The 14,278-nt window shown below is 64.6% G+C and carries 14 protein-coding genes and 1 rRNA gene; 7 read left to right on the top strand and 8 right to left on the bottom strand.

Annotated features, from left to right (window positions below; all coding sequences use genetic code 11):
• Positions 1–111 (top strand): 5S ribosomal RNA (gene rrf, locus QQZ18_RS23230); the annotation flags it as partial.
• A 241-nt stretch (positions 112–352) separates the two neighbouring features.
• On the opposite strand, the gene QQZ18_RS23225 is transcribed toward rrf, so the two are convergent.
• The 3 genes from QQZ18_RS23225 to QQZ18_RS23215 all read right to left on the bottom strand — a co-directional run bounded on the left by QQZ18_RS23225 (position 353) and on the right by QQZ18_RS23215 (position 2,521).
• The gene (locus QQZ18_RS23225) at positions 353–1,219 is read right to left on the bottom strand and encodes a hypothetical protein (protein ID WP_284543485.1); all 867 of its coding nucleotides are present in this window, start codon (positions 1,217–1,219) and stop codon (positions 353–355) included.
• A 45-nt stretch (positions 1,220–1,264) separates the two neighbouring features.
• Positions 1,265–1,999, bottom strand: coding sequence for a hypothetical protein (locus QQZ18_RS23220; RefSeq protein WP_284543483.1), 735 nt, complete (start codon positions 1,997–1,999; stop codon positions 1,265–1,267).
• A 168-nt stretch (positions 2,000–2,167) separates the two neighbouring features.
• Positions 2,168–2,521 carry a YbaN family protein gene (locus QQZ18_RS23215; RefSeq protein ID WP_284543481.1) on the bottom strand — a complete coding sequence of 118 codons (354 nt, stop codon included), beginning with the start codon at positions 2,519–2,521 and terminating at the stop codon, positions 2,168–2,170.
• Positions 2,522–2,933: 412 nt separating this feature from the next.
• Between QQZ18_RS23215 and QQZ18_RS23210 the strand changes: the two genes are divergently transcribed.
• Positions 2,934–3,512: a biotin transporter BioY gene (locus QQZ18_RS23210; protein ID WP_284543479.1), complete on the top strand. Its 579-nt coding sequence runs from the start codon at positions 2,934–2,936 to the stop codon at positions 3,510–3,512.
• 176 nt (positions 3,513–3,688) lie between these two features.
• Positions 3,689–5,938: a putative bifunctional diguanylate cyclase/phosphodiesterase gene (locus tag QQZ18_RS23205; RefSeq protein WP_284543477.1), complete on the top strand. Its 2,250-nt coding sequence runs from the start codon at positions 3,689–3,691 to the stop codon at positions 5,936–5,938.
• Between the two features lie 69 nt (positions 5,939–6,007).
• Here QQZ18_RS23205 and eda read toward each other — a convergent pair whose 3' ends face one another.
• From eda to QQZ18_RS23185, 4 genes are all read right to left on the bottom strand, one after another.
• Complete coding sequence (eda, locus tag QQZ18_RS23200) at positions 6,008–6,640, bottom strand: bifunctional 4-hydroxy-2-oxoglutarate aldolase/2-dehydro-3-deoxy-phosphogluconate aldolase (protein ID WP_284543475.1); 633 nt, start codon at positions 6,638–6,640, stop codon at positions 6,008–6,010.
• Positions 6,641–6,795: 155 nt separating this feature from the next.
• The gene (locus QQZ18_RS23195; RefSeq protein ID WP_284543473.1) at positions 6,796–7,830 is read right to left on the bottom strand and encodes a LacI family DNA-binding transcriptional regulator; all 1,035 of its coding nucleotides are present in this window, start codon (positions 7,828–7,830) and stop codon (positions 6,796–6,798) included.
• A gap of 102 nt (positions 7,831–7,932) precedes the next feature.
• Entirely contained in the window at positions 7,933–8,871 is a 939-nt protein-coding gene (locus tag QQZ18_RS23190) for a DMT family transporter (RefSeq protein ID WP_284543471.1), read from the bottom strand.
• A gap of 112 nt (positions 8,872–8,983) precedes the next feature.
• The gene (locus QQZ18_RS23185; protein WP_284543469.1) at positions 8,984–9,520 is read right to left on the bottom strand and encodes a MarR family winged helix-turn-helix transcriptional regulator; all 537 of its coding nucleotides are present in this window, start codon (positions 9,518–9,520) and stop codon (positions 8,984–8,986) included.
• Positions 9,521–9,707: 187 nt separating this feature from the next.
• Here QQZ18_RS23185 and QQZ18_RS23180 point away from each other — a divergent pair, with 187 nt between their 5' ends.
• The 3 genes from QQZ18_RS23180 (at position 9,708) to QQZ18_RS23170 (ending at position 13,191) form a co-directional block, all read left to right on the top strand.
• Positions 9,708–10,781 carry a CobW family GTP-binding protein gene (locus QQZ18_RS23180; protein WP_446728700.1) on the top strand — a complete coding sequence of 358 codons (1,074 nt, stop codon included), beginning with the start codon at positions 9,708–9,710 and terminating at the stop codon, positions 10,779–10,781.
• A gap of 311 nt (positions 10,782–11,092) precedes the next feature.
• Positions 11,093–12,064: a WD40 repeat domain-containing protein gene (locus QQZ18_RS23175; protein ID WP_284543465.1), complete on the top strand. Its 972-nt coding sequence runs from the start codon at positions 11,093–11,095 to the stop codon at positions 12,062–12,064.
• A complete protein-coding gene (locus QQZ18_RS23170) occupies positions 12,064–13,191 on the top strand; it encodes a radical SAM protein (RefSeq protein ID WP_284543463.1) in 1,128 nt (375 codons plus the stop codon). Before QQZ18_RS23175 ends, QQZ18_RS23170 begins: the two co-directional genes overlap by 1 nt.
• Here the strand turns inward: QQZ18_RS23170 and QQZ18_RS23165 are convergent, their stop codons facing one another.
• Positions 13,192–13,572 (bottom strand): hypothetical protein, encoded by a 381-nt coding sequence (locus QQZ18_RS23165; protein ID WP_284543461.1) that lies wholly within the window; start codon positions 13,570–13,572, stop codon positions 13,192–13,194.
• 228 nt (positions 13,573–13,800) lie between these two features.
• On the opposite strand from QQZ18_RS23165, the gene QQZ18_RS23160 reads away from it, so the two are divergent.
• Positions 13,801–14,274 carry a TrmO family methyltransferase domain-containing protein gene (locus tag QQZ18_RS23160; protein WP_284543459.1) on the top strand — a complete coding sequence of 158 codons (474 nt, stop codon included), beginning with the start codon at positions 13,801–13,803 and terminating at the stop codon, positions 14,272–14,274.
• The last annotated feature ends 4 nt before the right edge of the window (positions 14,275–14,278 follow it).

Raw genomic sequence — 14,278 nt, 5'->3', positions numbered from 1 at the left:
TGGTCATGGCGGGGAGAAATGCACCCGATCCCATCCCGAACTCGGCCGTGAAACTCCCCAGCGCCAATGGTACTCCGTCTTAAGACGCGGGAGAGTAGGTCGCTGCCAGGCCTGCAAAGTGCAAGACAAACAACAACAAACCACACGAACATAACTCTTCACAAAACACACACACAAACGAACCCAAACAACCATAAGCCCTCCGAGAGAGAAATCTCCGGAGGGCTTTTGCGTTTGGAAATGACGAAGAAGCCAACACCAAAGCCCTCAAGGTGAAAACCGAGAGGGCTTTGGCGTATCTGAACAACAGGAAACGATACGGCAGTTGGGATATCTTCAACGCTCAGTGAGCCTACTGGCCATCAAGTACCACCACCATTTCGTCGAAATTCTCAAGCATTAGGATGGGGTTGATTTGCCCGGTCCGTTTGCCGTAATATTGTAACCACTTATTCCCAAGCAAGTTCACGAATTCACTTAGCTCTCTATTTACTTCGTTATCGCGATAGAAAGGATACCACCCAGAAAACTCCATTCCATCTGGCCGGATTTTTGTTGGCATATTGGGGTTGAAGTACACGACACAGTCGGTGTGTTCATCGGCATAGTTGTCCCCCATGATCTTGGCCAAATTGAACAGCATAGTCTTGTGGCCGAACAAGGGCTGCTGATCCATCGCGACAAGGATTAGACACCGTGTGTCATCGCTTCCAAAAGTTGATCTCGACTTTCTGAGCTGCTTCCGAGCTTGCTTAATCCGCTGCTCTATGGAACGACGAATCCGTTTGCGTATGAGAGTTGCGACGATTTCTGGGACATCCTCTTCGCGCCAAATTAGCCCCATAACATCTGAGCCAGTGCATCCAGAATCTATGTAGGCTTGTACCAGTTGCTTGAACGCACTTGGACCCGAGTAGATACCTTCCAACGTCTTCAATTCCGCAATGACGTTGTGCTTTTCAAAGAAGTAGTCTGCGTTGAGTGGCATTAGTGACTTGTTCGCGATCAAGTCTGCGATTTTCTTTCCGCCAAAATCTTGGACGAATGCGTCGAACGTAGATTCGACAGGAAGTGGTGCGGGCGACTCAGACATAGGCCACGCGTTGCTGTGCTCATGTTCGTATTGCTCGATCTTTCTGCGAGCCCTGACCTCGGATCGCTTTTTACCAAGGTTTTTAAACATGAAGCCTGATCCGCCATAGATCGTGTTTAGTCCCATTTGGTGCCCCTTGGAACTCGTCAAACGCTCCCTTTGGGAAGGTCTCTAGGCTTTCTTGCGTGGATACAGCAGCAAGTTGGGATAGAGCGTGCCATCCAGGCCGAAGACATCGAGCACGTGATCGCAGAAGTCCGGTATTTCCTTCGAGTCCGCTATTACAGCGCCCTCAGCTCGCGCTTTCGTATCTCTGCGAATACTCGCCATCTCAGCCTCCGGTGAAGGCCGGGGGCTCCCGATCTCGGCGAGAAACTGCAACCAACGCACGACCCCGGCATCGGCTAGCGCCTTGGCCGCTTTCGTGTCCGCCTTGAAAGCCGGACAAACTGATGGCACCGCGAGCGCGTAGTAAGCGCCAAACAAGACCTCGAGCGAGGCCGTAGAGCCACCAGTCATTTCTGGGTATCGACCGATGCCCGCAATAGCGTCTTTGACTGTGCAGCTGACAAAAGTCTCCTTGCCGGATTCGAACACGCCTTCATCCACCTTGGTGTAAGTCGAATCCCAGCCTTCCGGGGTCCCGGGGCTGACAAGATGAAGGACGTAGGACTTCCCTTTTCGCTTGTAGGATACGATCCTTGCTTCGCAGGCAGAGCCGCCACAAGAGGTCAGGTATTCCTTTGAGATTGTGGTGAGACCATCGAACTTTCTATGGTACGACATGCACTCCTTGGGGTTTTTCCCCCAGTGTCCGATGAGTTCCTCTGGAGCCCCGTCAGCGGCAAGGGCAGCTTGAGACGCCGACAGCAAGGTAACGAGCAAAAGCAGTCTGGCAGAGCGCATAATCGCACCGAGTTTTGGACGGGGTATAGCAACGACTAATGATTGCACCGATTGCTATCTGCCTGCAAATCTCCACCGAGGAATCCCTCCGAAAATTTAAGCCACGCAGACGGTTGTCCGCGTGGTCTAGATTTGTTGTTGTCTTGCTCGCACTGCCTTACCCGTCGCTCACTCCGGGCGCGACCAGACGTAGATCCCGATCGACACGAATACTGCCGCCACGATCACCATGAGCAGCGGGCCGGGCTGGCTCCCTTTGTAGAAGGCATAGAACCCAAGCGCCATGCCGGCCGTCGACAAGAGCTTGCCCGAGCGTGGTATGGCGCCGCGCTCGCGCCAAGCGGCGAGAAGCGGACCGAAGCGCCGGTGCGACAGCAGCCAGGCTTCGAGGCGCGGCGAGGAGCGGGCGAAGCAGGCGACGGCGATCAACAGAAACGGCGTCGTCGGCAACAGCGGCAATGCGACGCCGATCGCCCCGATGACCACCATCAGGCAGCCGATGATCATATAGGCCTGACGCATGCACCAAACCGTTTCGCCGACAGGTTCCGCCAACCGGGGTGTTCGGCCCGGTTGAGCGGCCGTCTCAGCACTGGATCCGCAGCGCTCGCAGGGCGGCCGAAGGTTTCCTTCCGACCAGCGAAGGCTCCAAGCGCCGGGAACATCCCGCCACTCAGCGATGGAGATTATGCGAGCCGCTCGCAACGGACAACCGTGGGCGAGCACGCGGGGGGATTGCCGGCGATGCAGGCCTGCTCGGCAGCCTTCGGTGGAGACTTTGTGTCTACTACGTAGTATCTCGTAGGGATCGCGGCGCGGTCATCTTGACGTCGCTTCGGGTAGATGATTTTGTCCGCGGGAAAGCTGCCGCGAAACGCTGGCCGAAGTGTCGTCATCGACAAGGCCGCGTCGCCACGCCGGAAAGGACCGAGACTTGACCACTCTGAATCAGCCGTCCACCGCCTTCACCCGTTCGCTTGCCAGCTCCAGCCGCGCCGTCAAGGTCACGGCCGTTGTGTTCGGCTCGCTCTTGATCGCCGCCGCGTCGCAGATCGAGGTGCCGTTCTTCCCGGTTCCGATGACGATGCAGACGTTCGCCGTGCTGCTGGTCGGCCTGCTGTTCGGCTCCCGTCTTGGCGCCGCCGCCGTGCTCGCCTACTTGGCCGAAGCGGCCGTCGGCCTGCCGGTGCTGTCGGGCGGCGATGCGCTGGTGTCGCTCCTCGTCAAGCCGGCGACCACCGGCTACCTCGTCGGTTTCGTCGGCGCCGCCTTCGTCGCCGGTCTGATCGCCGAGCGTACCGCCGGTCGGATCTGGGGCACAGTCGCTGCGGCCGTCGCCGGCGAAGTGGTGCTGATGACGCTCGGCGTTGCCTTCCTGGCCTGGTTGATCGGTGCCGAGAGCGCCGTAACCTACGGCTTCGTCCCGTTCATCCTGGGCGACGTTCTCAAGATCGTGCTGGCCGTGGCGGTCGCGCGCGGCGTCGGGCGGCTGTCGCTTCCCACCGCGCTCTGAGACGCCACATTTCGGCAGAGTTCCAGGCGGCCGCCGGCTTTCCGGCGGCCGTCGTTTTATGTCGATGACTCGCTTTTTGTGCGGTGCGATTCAGGCTTTGGCAACGATCACCTCTCAAACTGCCACCTGCGGGGGCGGTCGCGACGATTCTGTCGGGCCGGGGAGTGACGAGGGCGATGATCAGATCAGGCGCAATCGAGAAGAAGCGGCTGCGCGAGCTCTATCGCTACCGCATTCTGGATACGCCGCCAGAGCCCGAGTTCGATGGCCTTTGCGATCTCGTTCGCAGCCTGCTGGGCGCCGATGCCGCCGTCATTACCTTTCAGGATGCCGATCGTTCGTGGTGCAAGGCTTCCGCCGGGCGACACGTCGTCTCGTTGCCGCGCTCTACCTCGGTCAGCGAGCAGGCGGTGATTGCCGGCGAAGCGGTGGTCTATGAGGACCTCGCCCAAGAACCGCTGTTTCGCGAGCATCCACTCGTCCAGGGCGAGACTGGCATGCGGGCCGCCGTCGGGGTGCCGATCGAAGTCAAGAAGGGACTTTGCATCGGCGCCGTCGTCGCATTGTTCGACGAACCTCGCCAGATATCGATCGCCGACATCGAAAACCTGCTGCGCCTGACGCGCGCCATCATCGACCGCCTGCATCTTCGCCGCATTCGCATCGAGCGCGAGCTCGACCAGATCGCCCGTGCCAAGAAGGACGCCGAGATCGCCGCCCAGAAGTGGGAAATCGGCAAGCAGCGGCGTCTCCTCGAGCAGACGGCCCGCCTCGCCCGCATCGGCGGTTGGGAATACGAGGTCGCCGCCGACCGCATGATCTGGTCGGCGGAAATCTATCGCCTGCTGGAGCTCGACGAAACGGCTGCGCCGCCGAACCTGACCGCGCTGCTGAGCTATTGCCAGGAAGAGGCCGCGGGCGAGGTGAAGCGGCTGATCGTTCGCGTGCTGACGCGCGGCGAGTCCTTCGAGACCGAGATTCCGTTGATTACCCAGTCGGGCCGGCGACGCTGGGCGCGCTGCGTCTGCGAGGCGGAAGTCCAGCGCGGCAAGGTCGTCCGCCTCTTGGGCACGGTGCAGGACACGACCTTACAGCGGGCGACCGAGGAAGAGGTCAACTTCATCGCCACGCATGACATGGTGACGGGGCTTCTCAACCGCGCGGTGTTCCAGGAGCGGCTCGACCGCGCCCTGGCTTTCCGGACGCCGGCTCGTACCGTCGGCCTCTACCTGATCGACGTCGACCATTTCAAGTCGGTCAACGACACGCTCGGCCACCACGCCGGAGACGTGCTGCTGGCCGAGGTAGGGCGGCGGCTGCGCGAAGCGGTCGGCGAGCTCGGCATCGTCGCCCGACTCGGCGGCGACGAGTTCGCGTTGATGATGCCGGACTGCGGCGGTGAAAGCGAGCTGGTCGCCATTGGCGAACAGATGATGCGCGGCCTGCAGGAGCCGATCGCCTATGACGCCGAGTCGATCCCGGTGACCATTTCCGTCGGCATCGCGCGCGCTCCGTCGGGCACGCCGGCCGACCAGCTGTTCAAGGACGCCGACATCGCGCTCTACGAGGCCAAGGGCGAGGGGCGGAACCGCTTCGTGCTGTTCGACAGGGCGATGCGCGAGGCGATCGAGCTGCGCCATTCCATCCTGCGAGCCATTCGTCAGGCGATCGACAGGGGCGATCTGCGGCTTCACTATCAGCCCAAGTACTCGCTCCGCACCGGCGTGCTGGCTGGCTTCGAGGCGCTCTTGCGCTGGCATCGTCCGGATGGCTTCATCGCCAGCCCGGGCTTCTTCGGCATCGCTCTCGACGATCCGCAGTTGGGCCTTGCCATCGGCGACCTCGTCATCCGCGAGGCGGTGCGGCAGGCGGCGGACTGGCGCGCGCGTGGCGTCGTGTTCGATCACGTGGCGATCAACGTCGCCACGCCGCAGTTCCGGCGCGGCGACCTTTGCGACTGCCTGACCGCCGCGCTCGACGAGTTCGACGTACCGCCGGCGGCGCTGATGGTCGAGGTGACCGAGAACGTGCTGCTGTCCAAGGTGGCCGACGAGGTGCAGACGACGCTGTCGCAACTGGCCGGCAAGGGCATCAAGATCGCGCTCGACGACTTCGGCACCGGCTATGCGTCGTTGAGCCATCTCAAGGATTTTCCGGTCGACCTTCTGAAGATCGATCGCTCCTTCGTGGCGACGCTGACCGAGGAGCGCGAGAGCCGCTCCATCGTGCGCGGCATCACCGCGCTCGCCCACGATCTCGGCATTCCGGTGATCGCGGAGGGCGTCGAGACCTCGGCCCAGCGCGACATGCTCCGGCATTTCGGCGTCGATTTCGGCCAGGGCTACCTGTTCTCGCGCGCCATGCTGCCGGCGCAGATCGAGGCGTCGGGCCTGGTCAGCATGGTTGCCACGCAAGTCCGCGCCTGAACCGGACAAGATTTCGCCGACCGGTTTGATCCGATCGGCGGCAGTTGGTTCTCTGACTTCGCGCAGATCTCAGGCGGCGATCGCCGCGGCTTCCCTTGCCAGCTGTTCGATGCGCGCCCAGTCGCCGGCCTTGACGGCATCGGCCGGCGCCACCCAGGAACCGCCGACGCAGACGACGTTCTTCAGCTTGAGATAGTCGGCTGCGTTGTCGAGGCTGACGCCGCCGGTCGGGCAGAACACCATCTCGCCGAGCGGCGAGGCAAGCGCCTGCAGATACTTCGGTCCGCCGGCGGGACCGGCCGGGAAGAACTTGACGATGCGGTAGCCCTTGTCGCGGGCCACCATCGCTTCCGATGCCGTGGCGACACCGGGCAAGAGCGGAACATCGAGCTCGATCGCCGCGTCGAGCAGATCGGGCGTGGCGCCGGGGCTGACCAGGAACTTGGCGCCGGCCGCGACGGCGGCCTCGGCCTGGGCTCGGTCGAGCACGGTGCCGGCCCCGACCACGCCGCCGGGAATGGCGCTCATCGCCCGGATGGCTTCGAGCGCCGCCGGGGTGCGCAGGGTCACTTCCAGCGCCGGCAGGCCGCCCTTGACCAGCGCGGTGCCGAGCGGCACGGCGTCTTCCAGGCGGTCGATGATCAGCACCGGAACCACCGGCGCGCGGCGGAGAACGGCGAGAAGGGCGGACGTGTCGAACATGGCGGGTCCTTTTGCATCGGCGGTCGCAAGCGGCAACACCGGCACTGAGTTCACGCCTTGGGGCATGACGATGTCGGCGCACCAATCGGCAGGCGGCTGCGAGATCGTTGACGGCGGCCTACCATTCCAGTGTGGTATGGCAGAAAAGCGTCCGATCAGCCACTCGATTCCCGAATGACCAGATGCGGAGCTATGAGCTTATGCTCGAACGGCGGCTCCTCGCCGACGATCAGGGCGTAAATGGCGCGCGCCGCTTCCCGCCCGATCTCCTCGGAGCCGTTCTCGACGGTGGTCAGCGCCGGCGCCCAGGTTTCGGAGCCGTCGACATCGTCGTAGCCGGTGACGGCGATGTCGACGCCGGGGCGGATGCCGAGGCGGGCGAAGCTGCTCATCAGGCCGAAAGCCAGGACGTCGTTGAAACAGACGACGGCAGACGGGCGTGGAGAGTGGTTGGCGATGATCTCGGCGGCCTTGCGGCCGTCGCCCTGCGTCATCAGTTCGGGGACATCGAGCACTGGAGCAAGGCCGGCCTCGGTCATTGCCTCGCGGAAGCCGGCGTAGCGGTCGCGACCCGACGAAGTGGACCGGAGACCGCCGACGAAGGCGATGTCCTTGTGTCCCTTGCCGATCAGCAGGCGCGTGATCTCGTACATGCCGTGGCGGTCGTCGCCGCGTACGCTCGGGGCATTGGCGCCGTCGATGTCGCGGCAGACCAGAGTCACCGGCGTGCCGGTGCGCATGATGGCCTCGATGTCGGCGACCGTGGTGCCGACCGAGGGACAGAGCACCAGGCCGTCGGCATTCTGCTGCTGCAGCACCTGGACGAAATTGCGCTGGCGCTCGATGCTGTCGCGGTGATTGCAGATGAGGATGGTGAGCCCGTATGTCTCGAGCTCGCTCTCGACGGCGCGAAACACCTCGGCGAAGTAGGGGTTGAGCACGTCATGCACCACCACGCCGACGATGTCGGTGCGGGCGGTGCGCAGAGAGGCGGCCTGCCGATTGTAGATGTAGCCCATCTCGGCGGCCAGCGCCTGCACGCGCTTGCGCGTCTCGGCCGAGACGGCCGGGTTGTCGCGCAGCGCCAGGGAAACCGTCGCAGTCGAGACCTCGAGCTGCGCGGCGAGCTGGCTCAGCGTCACGCGGCGACGGCGGAATCGGCGGAGGTCTTCCCGTTTGCTGGTGGTCATCTAGGGTCCCGTTTTCTGCCTTCTCAATCGATCACATGAAACATAAGAACGGCTGGCGTCAACTGAATTGCCTACGTACGGAGCCGGCTGCCTGCGGTTCCCTCAGGAACCCGCCGCGGCCGCCATCTCGCGGGCGTGCACGACGCGCTCGCGGTGGAGAAGATAAAGCCCGGAGGCAACGACGACGCCAGCGCCGACGAGGGTCCAGATCGACGGTACATCGGCGAAGACGAGATAACCGGAAATGACCGTCCAGATGAGCTGGATGTAGCCGTAGGGTGCCAGCGTGGCCGCCGTGGCGAAGCGATGGGCGGTCATCACCAGGAAGTGGCCGAAGCCGCCGGCAGCTCCCATGAAGATCAGGCCTGCCCAGACGACCGGCGACGACGGCGTCTGCCAGACGACGAGGAGCGGGGGAATCAGCAGGAGGCTTGGCACGGCCGCGAGCGAAATCACCAGCGAGCCAGGATTGACGCGAGTGGCAAGGTGGCGGGTGACGAGAGTGTACAGCGCGCCGGACAGCATCGAGGCGAGCGCCAGCAGCATGGCCGGATGGAAGTCGCCGAAGCCCGGCTGGGTGATCAGCAGCACGCCGAGGAAGCCGACGACGATGGCGACGACGCGGCGGATGCCGATCTTCTCGTGCAGGAAGATCACCGACAGCAGGGTGATGACCATCGGCGACAGGAAGCCGATGGACGTGGTCTCGGCCACTTGCAGGTAGTGCAGGGCGGTGAAGTTGGCGAGCGTCATCAACGTCAGGAGCAGCGCTCTGACGATCTGCAGCCCAGGGCGTTCGAAGCGCCAGGCGCCGGGCGAAGACAGCGGGTTCAGCACCGCCATCGCCATCAGCAGGTTGATGACATAACGGAACCAGGACACTTCGATCACCGGCAGATGGTAGCTCATCGCCTTGGCCGTCGTGTCGAGGCAGGCGAAGACCATGGTCGAGCCGAACAGCGGGATCAAGGCCTTGAGGGGCGCTCGGGCGGGCGGAACGGACGGCTGGGGCGAGGGCGCACTTGGCCCGGGAACGGTCATGGACAACTTCGCTGGCGCGTGACGACGGGCACCGGAGCGGAACCCGCCACCGGATCGGTTCAAAATCATACTAAAGTATTGTTCTGGCCGATGTAAGCCCGTTCGGTGGCCGTCAGTCGCTGGCGCCTTCCTCGGCCTCGTCGCGCAGGATCGGTGCGGTCGGCTTGGCGCCGGCTTCGTGCCCCTCGTCGTCATCGTCTTCGGTGTTGGCCGAAGCGCCGGCCGGCAGCAGATTCTTCTCGATCTGGCGCAGGAGCTTCTTGAGGCGCTTGCGGTCCTTCTCGTCGAGGCCGGCCAACGCCTCCTTCTCGACTCGCTTCCACACGGCATCCACTGCTCCCGCCCGTTCGCGACCGGCATCGGTCAGGAACACGCGGGCGAGGCGGCCGTCGGCGCTGGACGTCTGGCGGGTGAGCAGCCCCTGCGCGCCGAGGCGGGAGATCATCTTGGTGACGGTCGGCGGCTGCACGGCGAGTTCGGCGGCGAGCTCCGACATGGACTGACCGTCGCGTTCGGCCAGCGCCTTCAGCACCGCCTCCTGGCCCGGGTGCAGGCCGATACGGCCCAAATGGACCGCGGCGCGCGTACGATGGACACGGGCCGCCTGCACCAGACGGTGGGTGACGCTCTTGCGATGGTTGAAGCTCATGCCGCCTCGTCTCCGTCGTCGGCGCCGGCCGGGCCGGTCACCGTTCTACACCTTTGAGTGATCCCCTTTTCACACGAAACTATGACACTTATTTAGGGGCCGAAGATTTTTCCATAAGCCGCCGTCCGCCTTTGTCGTGCGTCCGTCTGGAGGGCGTGCTAGGACAGCGGTCCTCTTATCCGTGGAGATGCGCATGTCCGCTCCGGCCGCCGCCCCGTCCGTTCCCGTCACCGTCCTCACCGGCTACCTCGGTGCCGGCAAGACGACGCTGCTCAACCGCATCCTCACCGAGGATCATGGCAAGCGCTATGCCGTCATCGTCAACGAGTTCGGCGAGATCGGCATCGACAACGACCTCGTGGTCGATACCGACGAGGAAGTGTTCGAGATGAACAACGGCTGCATCTGCTGCACCGTTCGCGGCGACCTGATCCGCGTCGTCGAGAATCTCGCCAAGCGTCGTGGCAGCTTCGATGCCATCCTGGTGGAAACCACCGGCATCGCCGATCCGGTGCCGGTCGCCCAGACCTTCTTCATGGACGAGGAAGTCAGGAAGTTCGCCCACCTCGATGCCGTCGTGACGCTGGTCGACGCCAAGTTCTTCCTCGACCGGCTCGGCGATGCGCCCGAGGCCGAGGACCAGGTGGCCTTCGCCGACGTCATCGTGCTCAACAAGACCGACCTCGTCAGCCCGGAAGAGCTGCGCGAGGTGGAGACGACGCTCCGCCAGCTCAACCCCTACGCCAAGATCCACAAGGCGACCCGCTCCGGCGTGGCGCTCGACGCCATCCTCGATCGCGGCGCCTTCGATCTCGACCGCGTGCTGGAACTCGATCCATCCTTCCTCGATGTCGACGAGCACGATCACGACCATGACCATGTCTGCGGCCCGGACTGCGACCATGACCATCATCACCACGATCACGACCACGATCATCACCATCATGGCCACGAGACGCATCACGATACCGAGGTGACGTCGGTGTCGCTGAAGACCGGCGAGCTCAACCCCGACAAGATCCTGCCGTGGATCTCGGAAATCACCCAGGCTCAGGGCCCGAACATCCTGCGCCTCAAGGGCATTCTGGCCTTCCCCAACGAGCCCAAGCGCTACGTGGTGCAGGGCGTGCACATGATCGTCGAAGGCGATCTGCAGCGCGATTGGAAGCCCGGCGAGCCGCGCGAGAGCCGTCTCGTCTTCATCGGTCGCAAGCTCGACCGTGCCGAACTGGAGGCCGGCTTCAAGGGCGCGGAGGCTTGATCCAGCCTCAGGCGCCGGCGGCGACATCCGTCGCCTTGGCTTCCGCTTCGCTTTGCGCCTGACGGGGCGATGCTCGCCACGTCAGGCTCGCTTCGCGCGGCGCCGCTTGGCGCCGGAAGCCGCGTTGCGGCTTCTGGTCTTCTGCCTCAGTCGCCGGCGGGCCTCCGGCCCTTGGCTTTCGCGCTTCGCGCGGGCGCCGCTTGGCGCCGGAAGCCGGATGGCGGCTTCTGGTTCACGGCCGCTCTTGCATTTGCAGCCTGAATGACGCACTCCCGTCGCACTATTTCCAACACAGCTCCGGAGCCGCACCCGTGCCCGAGGTTACCCCGCTTCCGCTTTCCGGCTATGTCATCGACGTCCACTACGTGGCCGGCGTGCCGACCTTCGTCACCGGCGACGGCGCCATCGCGCTCGGTACGGCCGGCCGGGTGGTGAAGCCGCATGCGGGCGGCATTCTCGCATCGGCGCTTGCCGCCGACGGCAAGTCGGTGGTCACCGGCGGCGACGACGGCAAGGTGATGCGCACCACCGCCGACGGAACGAGCACGCTCGTCGCCGAGCGCGGGCGCAAGTGGATCGACGTGGTTGCCGCCGGCCCCGGCGGCGCCGTCGCCTTCGCTTCGGGGAGAACCGTGGTGGTGGTCGACGGCACCGGCAAGGTGCACGAACTGGAACGGCCGCGCGCCGCCCTCGGCCTTACCTTCTTCCAGAAGGGGCTGCGTCTTGCCATCGCCGGTTACAACGGCGTCGGCCTGTGGTTCCCCGGCACCGCCGCGCCGGTGCAGGAGCTGGAGTGGAAGGGCTCGCACATCGCGGTGACGCTGTCGCCCGATGGCGCCAATGTCGTCACCTCCATGCAGGAGATGGCGCTGCACGGCTGGCGCCTGCGCGACGGCCAGCACATGCGCATGTCCGGCTATCCGGCCAAGGTCAAGTCGATGTCGTGGTCGGCCAAGGGGCGCTACCTCGCCACCTCCGGCGCGGGCGTCTCGGTGCTCTGGCCGTTTTTCCACAAGGACGGGCCGATGGGGCAGCGACCGCTGGAACTCGGCGGTCGCCAGGAGCTGGTGACCCGCGTCGCCTGCCACCCCGCCGAAGAAATCGCCGCGCTCGGCTATGATGACGGCATGATCCTGCTGAGCCGCTTCTCCGACCGCGAGGAGGTGCTGCTTGCCCGCCCGAACGGCTCGCCGGTGTCGGCGCTCTCCTGGAGCAGCAATGGCCTGGAGCTGGCCTTCGGCTGCGAGAGCGGCGCTGCCGGCCTGATCGACCTCACACGCTGATGACCGCCCTTCGATCCTCCTCCTTGCACACGACGCCAGCCGAGCAGGGCGAACTCGACGCCGCCTACGCGGCGCTGGCTGCTCGCGAGCGGCTGCTGCCGATCAAGGTTCCGGCCTTCTACCAGCGCAAGCTCGACGAGGAGGCGGCGTCGCTCGGTCACACGGAGGGGCCGCTTCACCGCATGGTGCGGCCGACGCGTGAGCGCTTCGGCGCGCCGGCCGGGGGCGAGGTGCCCGATTGGGTCGACGACCGCGCCAACATGCCGGTGCCGGGCTCGAGGGCGATCATCCACAAGTATGCCGACCGCGTCCTGTTTATGCCGACGTCGGTCTGCGCCGGACACTGCCAGTACTGTTTCCGGCAGGACGTGCTGACCGACGCCCATGCCGAGGGCGGCGACCTCAAGGGCCTTGCCGCCGAGGTGGAGCGGCTGACGGCCTATCTCGGCACGCGTCCCGAGGTGTCGGAAGTGGTGCTCTCCGGCGGCGATCCGTTGACGCTGTCCTTGCGGGATCTTGCGCTGGTGCTCACGGGCATTCGCACCGTTCCGACCATCCGGTCGATCCGCCTGCATACGCGCACGCCAGCCTTCGCGCCCAAGATCTTCGGCGACGACAAGAAGCTCGACCTTCTCGCCGAGGCGGACGTCCGGCTCGTCCTGCACTTCGCCCATCCCTACGAGATCTGCGGCGACGTGGCCGAGGTGCTCGATCGGCTCGATCGGCACCGCATCCGTCTCTACAATCACTTTCCGCTGCTGCGTGGCGTCAACGACCATCGCGACGTGCTGGCGCGTCTGATCGAGACGCTCGACGATCACCGCGTGCGCACGCTGTCCGTCTACGTATCCGAACCGATCCGCCATTCGGCGCCGTTCCGGGTGACGCTCGATCGCTTCTTTGCCCTGCAGGACGAGCTGACCGCCACGACGCCGAGCTGGATCAACGCCGTTCGCTTCACCCTCGACAGCCCGGTCGGCAAGGTCCGGCGCGAGCATATCGTGGCGCGCGACAGATCGGCCGGCCTCGTCACCTTCGAGAAGGCGGGCCAACGTTTCGTCTTTCCCGACTTTCCCCACGAGCTCGACGTTCCCGGCGACCGGGACACGCTGCTCTGGAAGGGCTGATCAGGCCGTCGCCCTCGGCAGAAACAACACCACGGCGAACAGGATCGCACCGCCGAGCGCCAGGAACGAGGCCGCTGCGACCAGCGGCTCGAAGCTGGGGTGGCCGTTGAGCAGAAGTGCCAGCGAGGGAAACATCACCACGGCGGCGATGGTGTTGAGCGCCCAGAGGATCTTTGGCAGGCGGCCGGTGCTCTTGGCCGGATTGAGGCCGAAGAAGATGCCGTAGACGGCCATCACCACGAACCCGATCAGGTTGAGATGGGCGTGCGCGCCGGTCGCGGCGTGATTGCCGCTGGCCGACATGTAGATGCCGAATAACATGCCGACGATCAGCAGGACGGCGGCGGTGCGAAAGTACAGGAGCGAAATGGGATTGCTCACAATGGTCTCCATGCCGGCAAAAATCCGGTCAGGATGACCATACTACATTATACGTAAAAATACAGCCAGCAGGTTAAGGGCGCCGGTTCGCCCGCCCCCATCATAAAACGCCGAACTCTCGCTCCGAGCCGCCGGAAATCGCCGCGCTCTTTGGTCCGGCATGGCCTAGCTCTCCTCAGGTTCCGCGGTGCGCAGTTGTCCCGTCACCGCTCAGATGGAGAACCCGCCATGACTTCCTGCCGCCTTGTTCCCATCGGCCGTGTCGTCCACACCGTCGATGGTCCTCTGATGGAGATCGAACCCGCCTGTCGGGAAGGCCTCGTCGGGCTCGATGCCTTCCGATGGATCGTCGTTCACTGGTTCGCCCACCGGGCGGAAGGGGCGAGCGCGACGCCGCTCGTTCTGCCGGCACCCTATCGCGGCGCCCCGGACCGGTTGGGCGTGTTCGCGACGCGGTCGCCGCTTCGCCCCAATCCGCTCTGCATGACCGTGGCGGCGCTTGCCGGCGTCGACGTCGCCGCCGGCACGATCCGCCTCGGCTGGATCGACTGCGACGACGGCACGCCGATCCTCGACATCAAGCCCTATCAGCCGAGCTTCGACCGGGTCGAAAATCCCGAGCCGCCGACGTGGTGCGCCGCCTGGCCGCGCTCGGTGGAAACGTCGGGCGCGTTCGACTGGGCTTCGGTCTTTCCCGGCTGAGCCG

Origin of the sequence: Pleomorphomonas sp. T1.2MG-36 (genome assembly GCF_950100655.1) — a bacterium.
Lineage (GTDB): Bacteria > Pseudomonadota > Alphaproteobacteria > Rhizobiales > Pleomorphomonadaceae > Pleomorphomonas.
The sequence above is the reverse complement of the archived record's forward strand: the minus strand, read 5'-3'. Positions and strand labels throughout refer to the sequence as shown.